The sequence below is a fragment of the Rhodobacteraceae bacterium M385 genome, from assembly GCA_025141835.1.
Classification (GTDB): Bacteria; Pseudomonadota; Alphaproteobacteria; order Rhodobacterales; family Rhodobacteraceae; genus Gymnodinialimonas.
Window position 1 is genome coordinate 2,363,094 of record CP081102.1, and the last position, 18,408, is coordinate 2,381,501.

The 18,408-nt window shown below is 60.2% G+C and carries 22 protein-coding genes and 1 tRNA gene; 11 read left to right on the forward strand and 12 right to left on the reverse strand.

The window, feature by feature from the left end; all coding sequences use genetic code 11:
• Positions 1-13 precede the first annotated feature (13 nt).
• Positions 14-460 carry a CBS domain-containing protein gene (locus tag K3728_11465; protein ID UWQ94339.1) on the reverse strand — a complete coding sequence of 149 codons (447 nt, stop codon included), beginning with the start codon at positions 458-460 and terminating at the stop codon, positions 14-16.
• Positions 461-551: 91 nt separating this feature from the next.
• Positions 552-1,454: a LysR family transcriptional regulator gene (locus K3728_11470; protein ID UWQ94340.1), complete on the reverse strand. Its 903-nt coding sequence runs from the start codon at positions 1,452-1,454 to the stop codon at positions 552-554.
• Between the two features lie 104 nt (positions 1,455-1,558).
• Here K3728_11470 and K3728_11475 point away from each other — a divergent pair, with 104 nt between their 5' ends.
• A complete protein-coding gene (locus K3728_11475; protein ID UWQ94341.1) occupies positions 1,559-3,058 on the forward strand; it encodes a CoA-acylating methylmalonate-semialdehyde dehydrogenase in 1,500 nt (499 codons plus the stop codon).
• Between the two features lie 231 nt (positions 3,059-3,289).
• Here K3728_11475 and K3728_11480 read toward each other — a convergent pair whose 3' ends face one another.
• Entirely contained in the window at positions 3,290-3,466 is a 177-nt protein-coding gene (locus tag K3728_11480; protein UWQ94342.1) for a hypothetical protein, read from the reverse strand.
• A gap of 158 nt (positions 3,467-3,624) precedes the next feature.
• Positions 3,625-4,200: a hypothetical protein gene (locus tag K3728_11485; protein UWQ94343.1), complete on the reverse strand. Its 576-nt coding sequence runs from the start codon at positions 4,198-4,200 to the stop codon at positions 3,625-3,627.
• A gap of 237 nt (positions 4,201-4,437) precedes the next feature.
• On the opposite strand from K3728_11485, the gene K3728_11490 reads away from it, so the two are divergent.
• The 4 genes from K3728_11490 (at position 4,438) to mmsB (ending at position 8,002) form a co-directional block, all read left to right on the forward strand.
• On the forward strand, positions 4,438-4,812 hold the full coding sequence (locus tag K3728_11490) for a DUF1304 domain-containing protein (GenBank protein UWQ94344.1): 375 nt from the start codon (positions 4,438-4,440) through the stop codon (positions 4,810-4,812).
• Between the two features lie 67 nt (positions 4,813-4,879).
• Entirely contained in the window at positions 4,880-6,025 is a 1,146-nt protein-coding gene (locus K3728_11495; GenBank protein UWQ94345.1) for an acyl-CoA dehydrogenase family protein, read from the forward strand.
• 67 nt (positions 6,026-6,092) lie between these two features.
• Positions 6,093-7,127 (forward strand): enoyl-CoA hydratase/isomerase family protein, encoded by a 1,035-nt coding sequence (locus K3728_11500; GenBank protein ID UWQ94346.1) that lies wholly within the window; start codon positions 6,093-6,095, stop codon positions 7,125-7,127.
• Positions 7,127-8,002, forward strand: coding sequence for a 3-hydroxyisobutyrate dehydrogenase (gene mmsB / locus K3728_11505; GenBank protein UWQ97533.1), 876 nt, complete (start codon positions 7,127-7,129; stop codon positions 8,000-8,002). The genes K3728_11500 and mmsB overlap by 1 nt, the downstream gene beginning before the upstream one ends.
• A gap of 91 nt (positions 8,003-8,093) precedes the next feature.
• Here the strand turns inward: mmsB and K3728_11510 are convergent, their stop codons facing one another.
• From K3728_11510 to K3728_11540, 7 genes are all read right to left on the reverse strand, one after another.
• Positions 8,094-9,245: a hypothetical protein gene (locus K3728_11510; GenBank protein UWQ94347.1), complete on the reverse strand. Its 1,152-nt coding sequence runs from the start codon at positions 9,243-9,245 to the stop codon at positions 8,094-8,096.
• Between the two features lie 181 nt (positions 9,246-9,426).
• Positions 9,427-9,906, reverse strand: coding sequence for a homoprotocatechuate degradation operon regulator HpaR (gene hpaR / locus K3728_11515; protein UWQ94348.1), 480 nt, complete (start codon positions 9,904-9,906; stop codon positions 9,427-9,429).
• A gap of 151 nt (positions 9,907-10,057) precedes the next feature.
• The gene (locus tag K3728_11520) at positions 10,058-10,837 is read right to left on the reverse strand and encodes an ABC transporter permease subunit (protein ID UWQ94349.1); all 780 of its coding nucleotides are present in this window, start codon (positions 10,835-10,837) and stop codon (positions 10,058-10,060) included.
• A 17-nt stretch (positions 10,838-10,854) separates the two neighbouring features.
• Complete coding sequence (locus tag K3728_11525; protein ID UWQ94350.1) at positions 10,855-11,634, reverse strand: ABC transporter ATP-binding protein; 780 nt, start codon at positions 11,632-11,634, stop codon at positions 10,855-10,857.
• Positions 11,635-11,638: 4 nt separating this feature from the next.
• Entirely contained in the window at positions 11,639-12,463 is an 825-nt protein-coding gene (locus K3728_11530) for an ABC transporter permease subunit (protein ID UWQ94351.1), read from the reverse strand.
• 12 nt (positions 12,464-12,475) lie between these two features.
• On the reverse strand, positions 12,476-13,441 hold the full coding sequence (locus K3728_11535; GenBank protein UWQ94352.1) for an ABC transporter substrate-binding protein: 966 nt from the start codon (positions 13,439-13,441) through the stop codon (positions 12,476-12,478).
• A gap of 724 nt (positions 13,442-14,165) precedes the next feature.
• Positions 14,166-14,241, reverse strand: a tRNA-Thr gene (locus K3728_11540).
• Positions 14,242-14,461: 220 nt separating this feature from the next.
• Here K3728_11540 and K3728_11545 point away from each other — a divergent pair.
• The 3 genes from K3728_11545 to K3728_11555 all read left to right on the forward strand — a co-directional run bounded on the left by K3728_11545 (position 14,462) and on the right by K3728_11555 (position 16,280).
• Positions 14,462-15,337, forward strand: coding sequence for a hypothetical protein (locus K3728_11545; GenBank protein ID UWQ94353.1), 876 nt, complete (start codon positions 14,462-14,464; stop codon positions 15,335-15,337).
• Positions 15,334-15,678 carry a hypothetical protein gene (locus tag K3728_11550; GenBank protein UWQ94354.1) on the forward strand — a complete coding sequence of 115 codons (345 nt, stop codon included), beginning with the start codon at positions 15,334-15,336 and terminating at the stop codon, positions 15,676-15,678. Before K3728_11545 ends, K3728_11550 begins: the two co-directional genes overlap by 4 nt.
• Before the next feature lie 419 nt (positions 15,679-16,097).
• Positions 16,098-16,280: a hypothetical protein gene (locus K3728_11555; protein UWQ94355.1), complete on the forward strand. Its 183-nt coding sequence runs from the start codon at positions 16,098-16,100 to the stop codon at positions 16,278-16,280.
• On the opposite strand, the gene K3728_11560 is transcribed toward K3728_11555, so the two are convergent.
• Complete coding sequence (locus tag K3728_11560; GenBank protein UWQ94356.1) at positions 16,277-16,549, reverse strand: DUF2312 domain-containing protein; 273 nt, start codon at positions 16,547-16,549, stop codon at positions 16,277-16,279. The genes K3728_11555 and K3728_11560 overlap by 4 nt on opposite strands.
• Positions 16,550-16,678: 129 nt before the next feature.
• Between K3728_11560 and K3728_11565 the strand changes: the two genes are divergently transcribed.
• The 3 genes from K3728_11565 (at position 16,679) to K3728_11575 (ending at position 18,408) form a co-directional block, all read left to right on the forward strand.
• The gene (locus K3728_11565) at positions 16,679-16,894 is read left to right on the forward strand and encodes a hypothetical protein (protein ID UWQ94357.1); all 216 of its coding nucleotides are present in this window, start codon (positions 16,679-16,681) and stop codon (positions 16,892-16,894) included.
• A gap of 210 nt (positions 16,895-17,104) precedes the next feature.
• A complete protein-coding gene (locus tag K3728_11570) occupies positions 17,105-17,539 on the forward strand; it encodes a TIGR01244 family phosphatase (GenBank protein ID UWQ94358.1) in 435 nt (144 codons plus the stop codon).
• Complete coding sequence (locus K3728_11575; GenBank protein UWQ94359.1) at positions 17,536-18,408, forward strand: DMT family transporter; 873 nt, start codon at positions 17,536-17,538, stop codon at positions 18,406-18,408. Before K3728_11570 ends, K3728_11575 begins: the two co-directional genes overlap by 4 nt.

An 18,408-nucleotide genomic window follows, 5' to 3' on the forward strand; every position in this document is an offset into this window, starting at 1 on the left:
CGGATTTCTGGGGCTAGAAGCCCTTGATCATGCCTTCCAGCGCCTCTTTTTCCATGGAAAGTTCGGCCAATTGCGCCTTTACCACATCGCCGATGGAGATAAGGCCAACCATCGCCGCGCCATCCATCACAGGCATGTGGCGGAACCGGCCCTGGGTCATTTTCCCCAGCACCGATTGCACAGTCTCATCACGGGTGGCCGAGATGATTTCAGCCGTCATCAGCGATGTCACGGGGTCCGCAAGGCACCCCGGCCCGCCCGCCCCGATGGCCCGCACGATGTCACGCTCCGACAAAATACCCTGCACGTCTGTGCCATCGTTAGAGACAATCAAGGCACCGATCCGCTTTGCAGAAAGCACCTTTGCCGCCTCTCCCACGCTGGCAGAGGGCGTGATTGTCACAACGCCCTCTCCTGCTTTGTCCCCGTCCTTGTCTTTCAGGATCTGTTGCACGAGCATTTTGGCGCCTCCTTCACAAAATGGTGAGGTTCAGCGTCGTCGCTAAACCGCCAACCTGTCAAGACTTTCGGCCATGCCCGTTGCTATTCGTCTAGACCGGGGGAAGCGCTGCCTCGGCCTCTAGGCGGGCGATTTCATCGCGGATACCGTCGCGCAGAAGGGCCGTGATCCGGTCAAGGCGTGCGTCTTTCGGTCCGGCGTGGGTGGTCAGCCAGAACGTCCGCGTAAGGCTGACATCATCTGGCAAAACCCGCACCAATTCCGGCGCTGTGGGCAAGGCAAAGTCGTGAACCACCGCCAGCCCGCCGCCCGCGCGAGCCATTTGCAGTTGCACCGAAACCGAGGTGGAGGCCAAGGCCACCCGTCCCACCCCAAGGGAGGAAAGATAATCCAACTCGGCGTCGAAGATCATATCCGGGATATAGCCGATAACCCGCATCCCCTTGATATCGCCAAGAGAAGTAGGCGCGCCATTCTCGGCCAACCAAGTGCGAGAGGCCGCAAGCGACAGCTTGTAGTCGCTGAGCCTTTCCCCCTCCAGCCGGTCGGTTTTGGGGCGGCTGACGGTGATGGCCAGATCCGCCTCGCGACGTGACAGGTTGACGATACGCGGCAAGGCAAGAATTTGCAGGTCGAGGTCGGGATGTTGATCGGCGATCCGTGCACAGACCTGCGGCAGAAGGTAGGTGGCGCAGCCGTCCGGGGCGCCGATGCGGATGGTGCCGGAAAGCTGTTCGGCACTGCCGGTTAGCGCGCCGATGCCCCGTGACAGGGCGGCTTCGGCCTCTTCTGCATGGGACAAAAGGCGCAGGCCCGCCTCGGTCAGACGATAGCCTTGAGGGGATTTCAGAAACAGCGCGGTGCCCGCCGAGTGTTCCAACCGGGCAATCCGCCGCGCGATTGTGGCAGGGTCCATCCGCAAGCTGCCCCGCGCCGCCGTCAGACTTTCTGCCCGCGCCGTGGCCAGGAATACGCGAAGATCGTCCCAATTCATCCTATACGCCTATTTTTGCAAAATGACCCTGCGAACCTGTCTCTTTTCCCGGCACAAATGCAAGCGTATAAGCCCCCAAAGCGTAACCTTTTGGGAGAAGACAGATGCAACAGATTGGTCACTGGATTAACGGCAAACACGTCGCGGGCACATCAGGCCGCACACAGGACGTGTGGAACCCTGCCACGGGCGAAGTGCAGGCCAAGGTGGCGCTGGCTTCAAAGGCGGAACTGGACGCGGCTGTGGCAGACGCCGCGCAAGCGCAGGTCAAATGGGCCGCCACCAACCCCCAACGTCGCGCACGGGTTATGATGGCCTTCGTCAGCCTGCTGCACCGCGACATGGAAAAGCTGGCCGAGGCGCTGTCGCGCGAGCACGGCAAGACCATCCCTGACGCCAAAGGCGACGTTCAGCGTGGTCTTGAGGTTGTGGAATTCTGCATCGGCGCGCCCCACCACCTGAAAGGCGAATTCACCGACGGCGCGGGCCCCGGCATCGACATGTATTCCATGCGTCAGCCCGTGGGCGTGGCTGCTGGCATCACGCCCTTCAACTTCCCCGCGATGATCCCTTTGTGGAAGATGGCCCCTGCCCTTGTGTGCGGTAACGCCTTCATCCTGAAGCCGTCCGAGCGTGATCCATCGGTGCCGATGATGCTGGCCGAGCTGTTGCAGGAAGCCGGTCTGCCCGATGGTGTCTTGCAGGTCATCAACGGCGATAAGGAAAGCGTTGATGCGATCCTGGATAACGAGACCATCTCGGCTGTGGGCTTTGTCGGCTCGACCCCGATTGCGGAATATATCTACGGTCGTGGCTGTTCCAACGGCAAGCGCGTGCAGTGCTTTGGCGGCGCGAAGAACCACATGATCATCATGCCTGACGCCGATATGGACCAGGCAGCCGACGCGCTGGTGGGTGCTGGTTACGGTGCCGCGGGCGAGCGGTGTATGGCCATTTCTGTTGCTGTGCCTGTGGGTGAGGAAACCGCGGATCGTCTGATCGAGAAGCTGGTGCCGAAGATCGAAGCGCTGAAAGTTGGCCCATATACCTCCGGCAACGATGTGGACTACGGCCCTGTCGTGACGCCTATGGCCAAGGAAAACATCCTGCGGCTGGTGCAAACCGGCGTGGATCAAGGGGCGGAACTGGTCGTGGACGGTCGTGACTTCAGCTTGCAGGGTTATGAGGACGGCTTCTTTGTCGGCCCACACCTGTTTGACCGGGTGACACCTGATATGGACATCTACAAGCAAGAGATCTTTGGCCCGGTCCTGAGCACAGTCCGCGCAGGGTCCTACGAGGAAGCGCTGAAGCTGGCGATGGATAACGAGTATGGCAACGGCACCGCGATCTTCACCCGCGACGGCGACGCGGCGCGGGACTTTGCCTCTCGGGTCAACGTGGGCATGGTCGGCATCAACGTGCCAATCCCCGTGCCACTGGCCTACCACACCTTCGGCGGCTGGAAGAAATCGGCCTTTGGCGACCTGAACCAGCACGGCCCCGATGCGTTCAAGTTCTACACCAAGACCAAGACAGTCACGTCGCGCTGGCCCTCGGGCATCAAAGAGGGCGGCGAGTTCACCATTCCTGTCATGGAATAAGCAAACGGATCACCGTTTGAAAATAGTGAGGGGCCCCCAGTGGGCCCCTCTTTTTATATGTTTAAGAGGAAGGGGCGCTGCCCCTTTTGCGCATCTGAAGATGCGCATACCCCGGGATATTTTAAGAACGAGGAATTGGGGGACGGTGGCTTTCGGGGCTTGGCGCAAAAAAGAACCCCTCGGAGGGAGGTCCGAGGGGCAAGTCCAACAGGGAGGTCGTCAGGAATTAAGTTAGCGGCGCACGGAGCCGAGGCCACCGGCAGAGGCAAAGCCATCGCTCACCGGGGCAGCGATACCGTCGATCTGGGCCGTCAGGTTTGAGGCAGGCGCCCGGGGAGAGGCGTTCGCGGCGGCGCCAAAGACGAAAGAGGCAAGGACAGCAACGGTGAGGATTGAGCGGATGAGCATGGCAGTGTCTCCTTTAAAGCGTTGTCCTAGTTGTAGCTGGCGCGTGAGAGCGGCGGTATTGCGGGAAACCTTACCGGGAGCGGTAGAAGGGGCTGGATAGCCTTACCCTATTGGCAAAAAGCCCCCGGCCCAAAGGGGCCGAGGGCCGCGTGCGCGGATCAGACAGCGCGCACGGTCACTTCGAGGCCGAAGGCCATGCCTGCGGGGGCGGTTTGGGGGCGCACGAGGGCTTGAACCAAGCTGGCCGAAGAGCCACGCAGAGTGGAGCCCGCAGAGAGGGCCGCCATGATCATCGCGGCAACGCCGGCACCTTGGTATTGGTCGCCGCCGATGACGGCGGAGGCGTCGGCCTCCAGCCCGCCATCGACACGGAAGCGGCCATGGGCACCCGCGGCTGAGGCGCCGTCCAGTATCCATTCGGTGCGGTGGGTGTCGGAGCCATTGTAGCCATTGAATACCACGCCGAAGCGATCACCGGAGGCGGCCCCCATCACCCGGGACACAGCGGCGGGGCCGAATTGGGCGTTGATATTGGGGCCGGACGTGAAGGCCATATTGACCAAACCGTTGCCCCCCGCGCCGAAGCCCGGAATGTCCACAGTGCCCGAGGCTGAGAGGCCCGCGGCCTCGATCAGGGTGGAGCCGGTAGAGCCTGCGAGGGCGGGAAGACTGGAGAGGGTCATGATCGAAGGAGCGGCAAGAAGGGAAGCGGTGAGGAAGGAGCGACGGTTCATAATAATGGGTCCTTAAATGTGGTTCGTTCAAATGTGTCCCGAAAATGTGGGACTGATGGGGACGTTCTGCCCGATGTCCCCTTTCCACGCGACTGCGGAAAACCGGACCAACGGAAAATGATCGGTGATCCGTGAAACCGCAGATTTGACGGGGCGCGGCGGTGGGGATAGGCCGATGCGCAGGCGACATCGCCGCGCGCTGGCGATCATCGTGGCGCGATTTTTTGGAGAGCCACCATGTACAGAGCCGCCGCCCTTGTTATTGCCCTGATCGCCGCCTTGCACCTTTACATTGCCTGGTTTGAGATCTTCGCCTGGACCACGAGGGGCCCGGTTGTTTTCGCCACCCTGCCCCGGGAATTATTTGAGCCGACCACCGCCATGGCCGCCAATCAGGGGCTATACAACGCCTTCTTGGCAGCGGGCTTGATCTGGTCCCTGCTGATCCGCGACAGCGTTTGGCGGATCAATGTGGGGATCTGCTTTCTTGGGTTCGTGCTGGTCGCGGGCGTATTTGGTGCCCTGACGGTCTCGCCTAGGATCTTGTTTGTGCAGGCAGTGCCAGCCACTTTGGGGCTGATCTTGTTGCTATTGGCGAAACGCCGGGTGTGAGGTTGCAATATTCATGTAACACTCGTTAATTAAACGGGCGTTCAATTCGGATCTTGGGAGGGATGACATGGAATTTGCACTGAGCGAAGAGGCGCAGGCCATCTACGATATGGCCCGCGCGTTCGGAGAGGCAGAAATCGCCCCCCACGCCCATGCCTGGGAACGCGCAGAGGAAATTCCGAAGTCCATTTGGCCCAAGCTGGCAGAACTGGGATTTGCCGGGCTCTACGTAAGTGAAGAGAACGGCGGCTCGGGCCTGTCACGGCTGGAGGCGACGCTGGTGTTTGAGGCGTTGTCGGAATCCTGCGCCTCGGTCGCGGCGTTTTTGTCGATCCACAATATGTGCGCCAAGATGATCGAGAAATTCGGCTCGGACGAGGTGAAGGCGAAGTTCCTGCCCAAGGCGCTGACCATGGAGACGGTGCTGTCGTATTGCCTGACAGAGCCGGGATCAGGCTCGGATGCAGCAGCGTTGAAGACCCGCGCCGAGCGTACTGACGATGGCTACAGGCTGAACGGCACCAAGGCGTTCATTTCCGGGGGAGGATATTCTGACGCCTATGTCGTGATGTGCCGCACCGGGGAGGACGGGCCGCGCGGGATTTCGGCGGTGATTATCGAGGACGGCACCGAGGGGCTGTCTTATGGCGGGTTGGAAGACAAGATGGGCTGGCGGTCCCAGCCCACAAGGGCCGTGCAGATGGACGATTGCGCCGTGCCCGCGGGCAACCTCTTGGGCGACGAGGGCAAGGGCTTTCGCTATGCGATGGCGGGGCTTGATGGGGGGCGGTTGAACATTGCGGCTTGCTCCCTTGGCGGCGCCGCGGCGGCGCTGCGGGCGACGTTGACCTATATGGGTGAGCGCAAGGCCTTTGGGCAGAGTATTGACCAGTTCCAGGCGCTCCAGTTCCGGTTGGCGGACATGGAGATTGAGTTGGAGGCGGCAAGGGTCTTTCTGCGGCAAGCGGCATGGAAGTTGGACACTGAGGCGCCGGACGCGACCAAGGCCTGCGCGATGGCCAAGAAATTCTGCACCGAGGCCGGGTCACGGATTGCGGATCAGTGCCTGCAATTGCACGGGGGCTATGGGTACTTGGCCGATTACGGGATCGAGAAGATCGTACGAGACCTGAGGGTTCACCAGATCCTTGAGGGCACTAACGAGATCATGCGGATGATTGTCTCGCGGCAGATGTTGGCGGATCGCGGGTGAGGTTGCGCTGCGTGGCGGCTGCGGGATTCGATATTTGTGAAAAGGTGAAGCAGGGGGGGAGCGCCCAATGAGTGAGGACATTGACATCCGCATTGAGGGGCGCGCCGGGCGGATCACCCTGACGCGGCCCAAAGCGTTGAACGCGCTGAGTTACCAGATGTGTTTGGAGATAGAGGCGGCGCTGGATGCCTGGGCCGAGGACGATGCGGTCACTTTGGTGATGATCGACGCCGAAGGAGAGCGGGCCTTTTGCGCGGGCGGCGACATTCAGGAGATGTACGAGACGGGTGTGGCCGGGGACTTTGCCTATGGGCGCAAGTTTTGGGCCGATGAATACCGGATGAACGCCAAGATGTTTGCGTTTCCCAAGCCGGTGGTAGCGTTTTTACATGGGTTTACGATGGGCGGCGGTGTTGGCATTGGCTGCCACGGATCCCACCGGATTGTGGGCGAGAGCTCGCGGGTAGCGATGCCGGAAGTGGGGATCGGGTTGGTCCCTGACGTGGGCGGGACATTGTTGCTGTCGCGCGCGCCGGGACGGCTTGGGGAATATCTTGGGCTGACGGCCTCGCGCATGGGTCCGGGGGACGCGATCCACGCAGAGTTTGCCGATTATTTCGTACCGGAAGCCGAATGGGATGCGTTGAAAGCTGAGCTATTGAACGGAGATTGGGAGGCGGTGGACCGGGCCGCGCAAACGCCACCGAAAAGCGAGCTGGCCGCGCAGCAGGCTGAGATTGACCATCTGTTCGGGGGCGAAGGGTTGCGAGATGTCTTGGTGGACATCGCCCATGCGCCATCGGAGTTTGGCGACAAGGCGTTGAAGATGATGGGGCGGAACTCTCCTCTCGCGATGGCATGCACGCTTGAGTTGGTGCACCGCGCAAGGATGCACGACGATATCGTGAGGGCGCTGCAGCATGAGTATCGCTTTACCGCCCGCGCCATGGAGCACGGGGATTTTCTGGAAGGCATTCGGGCGGCGATCATCGACAAGGACAGATCGCCGACATGGAAACATAGCGCCGCGAAGGATGTGGCTCTGGTGGAGGTGGCAGCCATGTTGCGGCCCCTTGGGCCAGATGAATGGAGGATGACGTGATGCGGATTGGGTTTATCGGGCTTGGAAACATGGGCGCGCCCATGGCGACTAATCTGGCCAAGGCCGGACATGAGGTAATGGGGTTCGACACCATCGCCGATGCGCCTGAGGGCGTGACCGCTGTTGCCAGCGGCGCGGAGGCGGCCAAGGGCGCGGATGTTGTTATCACCATGCTGCCGAACGGAGCCATCCTGCGCGCGGTTGCCGCCGAGGTCATCCCCCAGATGCGCCCCGGCGCGGTGTTCGTCGATTGCTCTACCGTGGAAGTGGACGCGGCGCGTGAGGTTGCCATTTCCGCCGAGGCGGCGGGCCTTGGGTGGCTGGACGCCCCTGTATCGGGCGGCATTGGCGGCGCGGCGGGCGGCACGTTGACCTTTATGGTCGGCGGCGGAGAGGACGCCTTCGCAACGGTCACGCCGCTGTTTGATATCATGGGCCAAAAGGCCGTGTTGTGCGGGCCTGCGGGCAACGGACAAGCGGCAAAGATCTGCAACAACATGATCTTGGGCGTCACCATGATCGCCACTTGCGAGGCCTTCGCCATGGCCGACAAGTTGGGGCTGGCGCGGCAATCCATGTTTGACGTGGTCTCCACCTCCAGCGGCTATAGCTGGACGATGAACGCCTACTGCCCTGCCCCCGGCGTTGGCCCCGCGAGCCCGGCCGACAACGACTATCAGCCCGGTTTCGCGGCCGAATTGATGCTGAAGGATCTGGGCCTTGCCCAAGCCGCCGCAGAAGCTGCTGATGCGGACACGCCTATGGGGGCCGCCGCCTTGGCGCTTTATCAGAAGTTCGTAGAGGATGAGGACGGCATGGGACGAGACTTCTCGGCCATGTTGCCGCGGTTTGAGGGGCGTGGCCGCAACAGCTAGGCCCGCGCTTTGTGACGTTCGCCATTAACAAAGGCCCGAAGGTTCTCACCCTCGGGCCTTTTTCGTTCATACCGCTGATGGTGCGAGGCGTTTAGCCGTGCCAGGTCTCTAGCTCGATCGTGGCGGCACAGGCAGAGCCGTTGTAGGTGCCGACCCAGATATCGAGCCTCCCGTTCAGCGCCGCAGAGGACGGCAGGTTCAACAGGGGTTGGAAATTGCCGCCGCTGTCATCGTCAAAGACCCATTGCGCAGTCGGCGTATTCACCAGCAAAGTGGTGTCGCATTGGGCATCCACCTCGATCTCCAGACGGCCATAGGCCTCCATCCCGGACAGGCCTATGGACAGATGCGGTACCGCGTTGGCAAAGCCCACGCCGCCGACGTTGCAACCGCTAATATCGGTAGAGCCGCCGGCCTGAAGCGTCAGGGAGTGCGGGCTATAAAGCTGGTCACCGGTCATGGTGTAGGTTTGGCCCATCTGCTCAAACGTTGGACAAGCGTTGGCGGTTTGCGGCACGGGTACCGGCACCGGCTGCGGCGCAGGGGCTGCGGCGGCTTGCATCGGGGAAACAGTGAAGCTGCGATCGTAGGCGCCCCATTCACTGGAAGTAACGCCATTTTGCGATGATCCTGCGAAAGCCTCTAGCCGTCCGCTGAGGAAGACATTGATGTTGCCCCCATTGGCAGAGATCGCGCCCCCATGAAGGGCCGCCGCACAAATGCTGCTGTCTGCGGTATAGATCCCCGTTCCCCAGAGCGAGCCACTGGCCGCCCCCGCCGGGCAAGCGCATTGAATGTTGTCGGACAGCGACAGCGCGTTTGACGGGCAAAGCGCCAGTGTGGCCGTGGCTTGGGGAACCGGAACCGGGACGGGCTGCGGGGTTTGCACGGGGACCGGTTGCGGTGCAGGCGCAGGTTGCGGCGTAGGAACGGGAACAGGAACGGGTTGCGGTATCGCCTGCGCCGCCCCGTTCGCACAATTGGGGCTTTCCAAAATCAAGTTAGCCCCTTCGGTGCGCGCCGTGCCTGCGGCAATCAGCGCCCCGACGATCCCTTGGGTTTCACGAGCATCGGCAAAGCCATTGGAGAGCACGAAATTCTGTGTATCCGCTTGCGACAGCACGCAACCATGCGCTTCCAGCGCCGAGACAAACTCAGCGGATCGGGCGGGGTCAACCTCTTGGGCGAAGACGGGCGCGGCGAAGAAAGCAATGCCAGCAACGGTGAGAAAACAACGAGACAAAGGAAATCCTTCCAACTTTTTTTGGTAAAATAGTCAGTACAATAAAGATGGCGCGTAAAATCCGCGCAACGATCTATGGCCCTCAGTATACCGGCTATCGCGGCAAAAGTCTCTGCCATAGTTCCCTTAGGTAAAGCCGCCCACATGGCGCGCCATCACCTGCCCAAGCATCAGTCTAGAATTATTGGCTGGGGGCGCTTAGGGCCGTGTGGAAGTATTCAAGTTCATTTAAGAAATTCTCGACCCTTTCGGCATCCAGTCTGGCTTCGATGTCCATGTGGATTTGGGTGACCGGCGGCGTCAACTTGACAATTAGGGCCTCTCCATCTGGTGACAACTCAATCACCGTACGCCGCCCGTCGGCTTTGTCTTTCTCTATGGAAAGAAAATCGCGTTCAGCCAGATTTCTTAGGATACGCGTCAAGGACGGTGGCGAGATGCAGGCCTGTTGAGCGAGTTGCGAGGCGTCGGCGTGGCCGATTTCCTGCAACACCCGCAACACCCGCCATTGCGCTTCGCTGATGCCATAGCCGCTTAGGACGGGACGCAGGCGGTCCATAACCGCCTCCCGAACCCGCAACAGAGCGATGGGAAGCGTGCGCTGCGTACGGGCAAGCGTTTCGGCCATCTTTCTTTCGCGCTCTACGTTCGACATGCCCATGCTTTGGCCTCGCTATTGTTTTCTCTGCTGGCCAAGCTCGGACCCTCGGCGCGTTGCCGTAGCATTTTGCTGCATTTTTTCCAAGTGAACGGCCCAACCGTTGCGCGTCACACAACCTGACACCGCAAAGAAACCTAGGTTGCGGCCTTCGTTAATCCACCCATGCTGTCAATCGGCGCTCTGTGAGACTTACGGTCTGGTTGATCGTGACAGCCAAGCACATGATGAACAGGGAAATTGCCCAGACAGAGACGAAGTCAAACTGGTTACCAAACCGGGCCGCTTGGCCGCCGATCCCGACGAGAGAGATGAAAATCTCACCGTTGACCATGCCTTTGACGGCACGGCCGACGCCCATGCGAATGCCTGCCACGATAAGCGGAAAAGCAGCGGGCAACACGATGCGCCATAGGGCAGAGGTCCGGCTGGCCCCGTAAGAGGCTGCCATTTCCAGCAAGGGTTGATCGACATTTCGGATTGCGGCGGCCGTGTTGATGATAATGATGAAGACGGCATAGATCACCACGACGCTGACGCGCGTGGCGTAGGACAGGCCGAAAATCGCGAAGAGAATTGGGGCGAATATCAAGCCCGGCGTGAAAAGTAAGGCATTCACATAGACGTCAAGCGCCGTGTTTACCCAAGTGAATAACCCCATCAACAAGCCGACCGTCAATCCGATCACCAGCGCAATGGAGAAACCGATCGCCAGCGACCCCAAACTGCCCAGAAGATGCGGGGTGATCTCGCCTGAGAACACCATCCCAAAGAGCCTGACGACCACAGAGGAAAACGGCGGCAACCAGCGTAAATCAATCAATTGCCCCGCGATTTCCCAGATCAATGCGATCCCGAAAAGCCCGCCCCAGTTGGTGAAGAGATATGTCATACCATCGCGGAACGGTGTCGGGGCCGCTGTTGCGTCGGGCATATTTGGCGAAGCACTACTCATGCCATGCTCATTTCATGCATTTGTTTCAGACGGTTCCAGAGGTATTCCTTGAGCTCCGTGAACTCAGGCAAGCGCTCTACTTCTTCCGGGTCACGGGGACGGGTGAAGCTCACGTCGATCACCTCTTCAATGCGACCGGGGCGGTTGGACATCAGCACAACCTTGTCGCCCAACAGGATCGCCTCTTCCATATCGTGGGTGACGAAAACGACGGTGCGCTGATCTTGCTGCCAAATGCGTAGCAGCTCTTCCTGCATGTATCGCCGTGTTTGATGGTCCAAGGCGCCGAAGGGTTCATCCATCAGCATGATCGGTGTCGAGATCACCAGCGCGCGGGCAAGGCCGACCCGTTGCTGCATGCCACCGGATAGCTCTTTTGGGTATTTGTTCTCAAATCCCTTCAGGCCGACCAATTCGATCCCGGCCATGGCCTTTTCCATTCGCCCCGCCTTCTCAACGCCGCGCATTTCCAATCCGAATGCCACGTTCTGCAAGACAGTGGCCCAAGGCATCAGGGCAAAGCTCTGGAATACGATCGCACAATCTTGGTTGGGGCCGGACACCGCACGCCCATTAACGGTGATTTTCCCCTGAGATGGCGTCACCAGCCCGCCGATCGCGCGCATTAGAGTGGTCTTGCCGCAGCCCGATGGGCCAAGAAGGGTCACGAATTCATTCTTCTCGACCTCCAAGTTCACCTCTGACAAAGCCAAGGTCTGTTCCCGCCCCGGCGCGCCATAACGGTGCGTCACAGATGCTACGTTGATCATTCCCATGTCGTCACTTCCACCTAATCAAATGGCGTTCGAGCGCCTGCATTAAAATTGCCAAGGCCACAGCTTCGATGACCACAAGGATCGTTGTCGCGTAGAGCAGTGCCGCCTCGAAATCTCCTCGGTAGTCGAGCAGGAGCGCCCCAATACCGACTGGCAGCATGATCAATTCGACGATCACCATCCCGGCAAAGGCCCGGCCCAATCCGATACGTAGCCCCGCGAAAACCGCTGGAATGGCGCCGGGGATCAAGATGCGGAACCAGACCTGGCGTTCACTCGCCCCCAGACTACGCGCCATCTCGACCAGTGACTTATCGACCATGCGGGCACCCGCCCGGACGTTGGTGGTTATGAAAACCCACGAAAACAGGACGATAATCACAACCTTGGGCGCGAGCCCAAAGCCGAGGGCAACCAGAACGATAGGTATCAGCGGCGAGATCGGAAGTGCCAAGGCGAGTGCTGTAATGGGGCTAAGCGCCCGATCCACGGTTTTCCATCGGGCCATCATCAGCCCCAAGGGGACGGATATGGCTATGGCAATCGCGTATCCCATTATGAGGGGGATATTGCTCACCCACAGGGCGGGCCAGATCTCTCCTGTAAGAAACATCGTCTCGTAAAGGGCGGCGAGAGTTTCCCTGAATGTCGGGATCAGGATTGAATCCGCCGCCGTTGCCGAAACTTCCCACAAAAGCGCAAAGACGATGAAAGCAACCACTCGGCTGACAATCGTCCCCCCCAAGCCAAGCCTGCCGCGCAACTCCAGAACCGAAACTTGGCGTGGGGTTGAAGCCTGAGCCTCAACCCCAGTTGGTGCAGATATCACCACGAGGTTCTCCTAGTTCGACGAGAACGAGAAGTCCGCAACGTCGGCAGCAGAAAGCGCCCCGGCGTCGATACGGTCAGCATTCTCGTAGAAGGTAAGCGTATCGATCACCTGTACTTCGCTAAAGGACATGTCGGTGGGGAACAGGTTGGCCTCTGCAAGCGCACCGAAAACCATTTCCATGCTCTCTTGGGTGGCACCGGCAAGATGCGGCAGCGCGAGAGCAGCGTAGGCCGCAGGGTCCTCGTAGGCGGCTGCGTACTGGTCTTGCAGTGTGGCAAGGTAGCCTTCCAACTGCGGGCGGTTCTCTTCAAGGGTGCTGGCAGTAACCACAATAGTCGAGGTCAGCAGTGTCGCTTGCGCCTCGGACAGCATCGCCAGCACATGCACCCGTTCATCGTTGCCGCCGGTGACGGCCAGCCAGTCTTCCAAACGAACAATCGTGCCCGCGATCTGACCTTCCAAAAGCGCCGCCGCTCGGTTGGACGAGCCCGAGATTACAACAAAATTGGGGGATGCATCGGGACATGTGTCTTCGAGGTACTTGCGCAAATGCGCTGTGCTGGTGGATCCCGCAGAATGATAGGCAACCAATTCACCATCTAGGTCCTCGCACGTGGCGATATCCGCCCCGGCCACCACCATCAGGTCAATCGAGTTGTTTGGCGCGATCATCCGCAAATCGGCCCCCGCAGCGTTCGCCGCAAAGACAGTGGCCGGCCCCATCAGCGCCACTTGGATATCGCCGTTCAGAAGCGCTTGCGTCTGGATGTCGGGAGAATCGAACTCAATCGTGCTCGTTTCCATTCCGTCTGCGGCAAAGCTCTCCATCGCCAGAATTGTCGGAACATCAGTCGGCCCTGCCCCACCGGGCAAACCAAGAGCAAACTGCCCGGCACTTTGAGCATAGACGCCGGAAGCGCCCACGCTGAGCGTGACGAACGCCCCGAAAGTTATGTTGCGGATATTCCTATTCATAGTGTTCTCCTCCCAAATCTGGCCATGGCCGAACCGATCGGCCCTCCCGGCCCACCAATTAATTTAACATGTTAATCTTCATTTAATTAACCTGTCAACTATCGTCGAGCACAGCCAGTATGATTTCATATTTCATATGTTATTCAATGCCTTAGCAAAAACTCTTCGATCCCCGTTCCCATACGAGAGGTCGAAAACCGTAAATCACTTACATCCGCCCTTCCCTCCCCCCATAGGATTCTATGCGCGGCGCAAGTTCGGCCGATACGGTTCTTCATGGGAGGTTGCCGAACGCTCGTCACCGGTCACACCATCGCGCAATGAGCCAAAAATTAGTCAATCCATTGCGGCTTTTGATTTGTCGCGAAACGACCCCATGACCGTGCACGAGGCTTGACGGTTTGAACGTTCCCCACCGCTGCTACCGCGCGCAAACAGCTAGGATTATCGGCGCGGTGGTAGACGCAACTGGGAGGGCCCGAATTCCCGCAAGCCAAGCCCAGTGACCATTGTTTCGCCCACTGTCGCGTCGGCTTGCCCGTGCGTCGTATGGCATCGCTCTGAAACATCCGGGAGCATCCTATTTTGCGTCTGCGCGATGCCTCCCCGAAAAACGGCGGCCATTTCACCGGTTGCGGCTGGATGCCTTCGTTCAACGCCGCATCGGAAGACCCCAGTAAGGGCCGCGATATCGGATGCGGCTGACCATATTCGGATTGGAAAGTGGTGCCCCCACACGGACTCGAACCGCGGACCTACTGATTACAAATCAGTTGCTCTACCAGCTGAGCTATAGGGGCACATGCAGCGCATTGGCTACGGGACGCGCTATAGCAAGGTTTTGCAGCGACGGGCAACGGGGAAAACGCCTCTGGGTCGACAGAAATTGCTCAAATCTTCCGATCTTGGCGGGACGCGGCCCCGGATCTCCAACACCGGTGGGCTGCGAAGGGCAATTGCACCCTGTTGCCGCTTGGGGTTACACTCCTTCAAAACTCTGATCAGGGCAGAAATCAGACCATGCAGGTTGTCTATCATCTCGGCGCACCCTGCACCGATGCAGACCAGCTAATGATGTCGTTGTTGAAGAACCGTCTGCGGTTGGCGCAGGCGGGGATTTCGGTGCCGACCCCGGGGCGCTATCGCTCCGTGATCCGCGATACGGCACGGGCGCTCAAGGGGCGGCCAGCGGGCGAGGATGTGCAGGACGCTTTGCTGGACGCCATCGTCGATGATGCCGAGGTGGATCGCCTGGTTCTGTCGGACCCGCGCTTTGTCTGCATCAACCGCCTTGTGGTCCAAGGTGCGCAAATCTGGCCCATGGTGGAGCGCGCCGCGACGGGGTTACGCGCCCTTTTCCCTCAAGCGCAGATCGAGTTCTTTATCGGTATGCGCGATCCCGCCACGTTGATCCCTGCCCTGTTCAAGGCCTCTCGTTTCTCGGATTTTCAAGAGTTTACCGAAAACATGCAGCCCCACGCCGTCGCGTGGTCTGAAACCTTGCGTCGCCTGCAAATGGCCCATCCCGATTGCCACATCACCACATGGTGCAACGAAGATACGCCGCTTCTGTGGGGAGAGATCCTGCGCGAAATGGCCGGCGTAGGCCCCGGCGCTGAGCTCGACGGGATAGATGATCTCGCCGCCTCGATTATGGAGGAGGAAGGCTACCGGCGGATGCGTGGCTGGCTGGATCAGAACCCGCCCGAGACCGAGACCCAGCGCCGCCGTGTCCTTGCCGCCTTTCTAGAGCGCTATGCAAAGGACGCCGAGATTGAGGAAACCCTCAACCTGCCCGGCTGGACGGCAGAGCTGATGGACGAGATGTCCCAAAGCTATGATGAAGATATGGACGTCATCGCCCGCATTCCCGGTGTGAACCTTCTGACCCCATGAAGACCCGCCCTGCCCCCGCGCCGGAAGCCTTTACCGCAGGCAATTTAACGGCACGGCGCATCAGGGCAGAGGATTTGGCGTTCGTCCAAAGCTTGATGGCCGCCCCTCAGATGCATAGCCACAAGCCGGACCCGAAGCTGCCGACGGAAGCGGCCATTGCGGCGGACCATGGCGAAAACCTCAGCCATTGGGAACGCCACGGTCTGGGGCGCTATGTGGTGATGGCCGGCGACGCCAAGATCGGCCTGTGCGGCTTGTCAGTTCGACGGCAATTTCCGGGCCTGAACCTTTCCTATCACCTACGCCGCAGGACTAGGGTAAAGGATGGGCAAGCCTCCTGACTAACAGCCTGGTCACCTTGGCAGAGGTCTCCCTGAAGGTGACGTATCTTCACGGCTTGGCACGGCCCGCCAACCCTGCCTCCGGCCGTGTGTTGCAGAAAACAGGATTCAGAAACGCCGGAAAGGTGCAACTAGGAGGCGCGCCAAGCCAGCTTTGGGTGCGGGCACTGGGTAATGCGGACCCTAATTTATATTATGTTGGGGCCTGGAAGCCGCTGGTGGTCGAAACCGCATCCGGCCTTGTCCTCGAGGTGCCCGTTGATATGGGCCATTTAGATCGCCGCTTTTGCCTTAGGATCACGCCCCAGGATTTTGCCGCGCTGCACGCCATGCCAGATCGTGCCGCCATCGCCTTCGCGACCCTGCACGCTCTCGGCCAGACCGCCCCAACTTCATCCGTTCCGCGGGGGACGCCTTCCATGAACCTTGCACTCACAAAGGTTCTCCACGCCGCAAGAGACGCACTCTCTCCTTGGCTGACAGCCCAGGACCGCAGCCATCACGGCGCCATCTCCAACCTTCTGCGCCTCAACACGCAAGCCGATGTGGCAGCGTTGCGGGCGGGGCAATGGCTGCCCCTGCCCAAAGCGCCGGACGCTTAGCTCATGCCAAGCGCTTCTTTGTACATCTCCAGAACGGCCTCTTCCTCGGCGATATCATCGGGCTCTCGCTTGCGCAGCGCCACGACCTTGCGGATCACCTTCGTGTCGTAACCCCGAGATTTCGCCTCGGCCATCACTTCCTTCTGTTGCTCCGCGATGTCCTTTTTCTCCGCCTCCAAACGCTCAAACCGCTCAATGAACTGGCGTAGTTCATCGGCTGTTACGCGGTAGCTATCGGGGCGGGCGTCGGTTTCTTGCATGTCTTCCATGGGGCCTGATCCTTGTTAATTCACCGGACTTCTCGATAACTCTTCCGTAGCCGCGCCGCACCGCGCCTGCAAGACTTGCAGCCCGCGCCAACATCACTAGTGTCTCCCAAAACGACGAGAGGGTTCATCATGGGTTGGTTGGTATTAGTTGGCAGCGTCCTTGCGTGTATCGGCCTGTGCCTGCTCGGCTATTGCATCTTTCAAGCCATCTCCGCCAAACGCTCCGGGCTTGACGACGCCGCCATGCGCCAACGGCTGCAAAAAATCGTGGCCATCAACATGGGGGCCCTCTTGCTCTCTGTTCTCGGCCTGATGTTCGTTGTTCTGGGCGTTTTCCTTAGCTAGCCCACGCCCCCCCCAATTCACCTTGGCCTTACACCTCCGGGGGAGGCGCATCTTCGATGCGGCGGGGGCAGAGCCCCCTCTCAACCCCGATACCAGCACCCCCAAAATCGCCGGCACGCATCTGCTGCCCATTGGCGCAGGCACAGCTCTGGCCCTTCGCGCCGGTTTAAGGCAGGTTGCGCGCAACCCAATCTAGCACGGACACGCCCTATGGACCTTCGCAAGATCACCGACACCTATTCCGTCACCCCCCAGATCGACCCATCCGATGTCGCCACCTTGGCAAGCATGGGGGTCAAAACCCTTATCTGTAACCGCCCCGATGCGGAAAACCCTGCCCCCCTCCAAGCCGCCGCCATGCAGGCCGAGGCCGAGGCCCACGGGATCGACTTCATCTTTAACCCCTTCCAGGGCCACACCATGACCCAGGATCATGTGGACGAGCAGCGCGACGCGCTGGCCGATGCGGAAGGCCCCGTTGTGGGATACTGCGCCTCGGGCAATCGCTGCACGGTGGTATGGGCGTTCGGCGCCGCCGGTCATGTTCCGGTTGACGAGATCATCGCGCTCGCCACCTCCTACGGCTACCCGTTCGAGCAATTGCGCCCCGCGCTAGAGGCCGCCGCCGCCCGGAACCTGGGGTGAAGGAACGTTCCCCCACGGCCCAAGGCATCTTGTTGATGCTGGCCGCGATCTTTTTATTCTCGACGATGGACGCCACGGCCAAGATGCTGATGGGGCGCTTTGACGTCCTTCAAGTGGTCTGGGCGCGCTACGCGGGGCAGATGTTTATCGTCGCCGTCCTCCTGCTGCCGCGTCTGCCTAGCTTGATCCGCACAAAGCACCTTGGCCTGCAATTACTGCGCTCTGCATTCCTTTTTGCGGCGACCTACTGCTTTTTCACCTCGCTCTCTTTCATGGAGATCGCCTCGGCGACCGCGGTGATGAACATCCACCCCGTTCTATTGACCCTTGGGGCCGCGCTGATCCTGCGCGAACGCCTTGGCCCGCGGCGGATCATCGGCATCGCCCTCGCCCTGACCGGGGCGCTTATCATCATTCGCCCCGGCTCGGACGTGATGACGTGGTCCTCACTTCTGCCCTTGGCGGCCGGGTGCTGCTATGCCTCCTACGCTTTGACGACACGTTTTCTGGGGCGCGACGAACCGATCCTGACGTCCTTCCTTTACACCGCCCTGATCGGTACCCTGGCCGCGACCTGCCTTGTGGTGCCGCAATGGCAGCCTGTGGCGCCCGTGGATTGGGGCATCTTCCTTGTGTTCGGGATCATCGGCGCGGCGGGGCAATTCCTGTTGATCCGCTCGCTCACCATCGCCGAGGCAGGCGCTGTGGCCCCCTTTGGCTACTCGGGGGTGGTCTTTTCCAGCATCTGGGGACTGACCCTGTTTTCCGAGGTGCCCGACACGGCGACCATTGTGGGTGCGCTTGTGATCGTTGGGGCTGGTGTCTATGTCTGGCACCGCGAAATGCGCGCCACTGCCACCGGAGCTTAA

Excerpts from the sequence above, each read along its gene's own strand:
- K3728_11555 (UWQ94355.1), top strand. The coding sequence starts at position 16,098 with ATGAACCTTGCACTCACAAAGGTTCTCCACGCCGCAAGAGACGCACTC.
- K3728_11495 (UWQ94345.1), top strand. The coding sequence starts at position 4,880 with ATGGAATTTGCACTGAGCGAAGAGGCGCAGGCCATCTACGATATGGCC.
- K3728_11560 (UWQ94356.1), bottom strand. The coding sequence starts at position 16,549 with ATGGAAGACATGCAAGAAACCGACGCCCGCCCCGATAGCTACCGCGTA.
- K3728_11525 (UWQ94350.1), bottom strand. The coding sequence starts at position 11,634 with ATGGGAATGATCAACGTAGCATCTGTGACGCACCGTTATGGCGCGCCG.
- K3728_11475 (UWQ94341.1), top strand. The coding sequence starts at position 1,559 with ATGCAACAGATTGGTCACTGGATTAACGGCAAACACGTCGCGGGCACA.
- K3728_11465 (UWQ94339.1), bottom strand. The coding sequence starts at position 460 with ATGCTCGTGCAACAGATCCTGAAAGACAAGGACGGGGACAAAGCAGGA.
- K3728_11520 (UWQ94349.1), bottom strand. The coding sequence starts at position 10,837 with ATGCCCGACGCAACAGCGGCCCCGACACCGTTCCGCGATGGTATGACA.
- K3728_11470 (UWQ94340.1), bottom strand. The coding sequence starts at position 1,454 with ATGAATTGGGACGATCTTCGCGTATTCCTGGCCACGGCGCGGGCAGAA.
- K3728_11565 (UWQ94357.1), top strand. The coding sequence starts at position 16,679 with ATGGGTTGGTTGGTATTAGTTGGCAGCGTCCTTGCGTGTATCGGCCTG.
- K3728_11480 (UWQ94342.1), bottom strand. The coding sequence starts at position 3,466 with ATGCTCATCCGCTCAATCCTCACCGTTGCTGTCCTTGCCTCTTTCGTC.
- K3728_11550 (UWQ94354.1), top strand. The coding sequence starts at position 15,334 with ATGAAGACCCGCCCTGCCCCCGCGCCGGAAGCCTTTACCGCAGGCAAT.
- hpaR (UWQ94348.1), bottom strand. The coding sequence starts at position 9,906 with ATGGGCATGTCGAACGTAGAGCGCGAAAGAAAGATGGCCGAAACGCTT.
- K3728_11500 (UWQ94346.1), top strand. The coding sequence starts at position 6,093 with ATGAGTGAGGACATTGACATCCGCATTGAGGGGCGCGCCGGGCGGATC.
- K3728_11570 (UWQ94358.1), top strand. The coding sequence starts at position 17,105 with ATGGACCTTCGCAAGATCACCGACACCTATTCCGTCACCCCCCAGATC.
- K3728_11490 (UWQ94344.1), top strand. The coding sequence starts at position 4,438 with ATGTACAGAGCCGCCGCCCTTGTTATTGCCCTGATCGCCGCCTTGCAC.
- K3728_11545 (UWQ94353.1), top strand. The coding sequence starts at position 14,462 with ATGCAGGTTGTCTATCATCTCGGCGCACCCTGCACCGATGCAGACCAG.
- K3728_11535 (UWQ94352.1), bottom strand. The coding sequence starts at position 13,441 with ATGAATAGGAATATCCGCAACATAACTTTCGGGGCGTTCGTCACGCTC.
- mmsB (UWQ97533.1), top strand. The coding sequence starts at position 7,127 with ATGCGGATTGGGTTTATCGGGCTTGGAAACATGGGCGCGCCCATGGCG.
- K3728_11485 (UWQ94343.1), bottom strand. The coding sequence starts at position 4,200 with ATGAACCGTCGCTCCTTCCTCACCGCTTCCCTTCTTGCCGCTCCTTCG.